1 protein-coding gene is annotated in these 566 nt (G+C 57.1%); it reads left to right on the top strand.

The genetic code is table 11. The features are described from left to right. Positions 1–566, top strand: a 566-nt coding sequence (locus H2508_RS00030; protein ID WP_328799263.1) for an acyl-CoA dehydrogenase family protein, incomplete at both ends; no start/stop codon positions are given.

Below are 566 nucleotides of genomic sequence, written 5' to 3'. Positions count from 1 at the left end.
ATGCCAATGCAGCAGCCCATCCAACAGCCCGAGCTGTCAGACCAGGCCCAACGGCTCTTTACCGAGTTGGAAGCGATCGTAGCCCAGGTGCGCGAACTCGCCCCAGAGCAAGAAAAGCAGACCTGTGTTGACCCCTCGATCATTCGGCAACTGCGTGAGGGCGGGTTTTTTCGGGTCCTACAGCCCAAGCGTTGGGGTGGTTATGAGATGCACCCACTGATCTTTAGCCAGTTACAGATGCGCTTGGCCGAAGCCGATATGTCCACCGCCTGGGTATACGGCGTGATGGGTTGTCACAACTTCCAGATGGGTTTGTTCGATGATCAGGCTGCTCAGGATGTCTGGGGAGAGGACAGCAGTGCCATCATCTCCTCCACCTTCCAGCCCGGTGGCGTCGCCACCCCGGTGGAGGGCGGCTATCGCTTTAGCGGTCGCTGGAAGTTCTCCAGTGGGGTCGACCACGCCGACTGGGTCTTTTTAGGAGGCCTGCATGAGCAAGAATTCCTGACCTGCTTGGTGCCTAAAAAAGACTATGAGATCGTACAAACTTGGGATGTGTTTGGGCT

This window comes from Sediminihaliea albiluteola (genome assembly GCF_014077625.1).
Classification (GTDB): Bacteria; Pseudomonadota; Gammaproteobacteria; order Pseudomonadales; family Halieaceae; genus Sediminihaliea; species Sediminihaliea albiluteola.
Note: the sequence above shows the minus strand (reverse complement) of the source record. Positions and strands in the feature narration are given on the sequence as shown.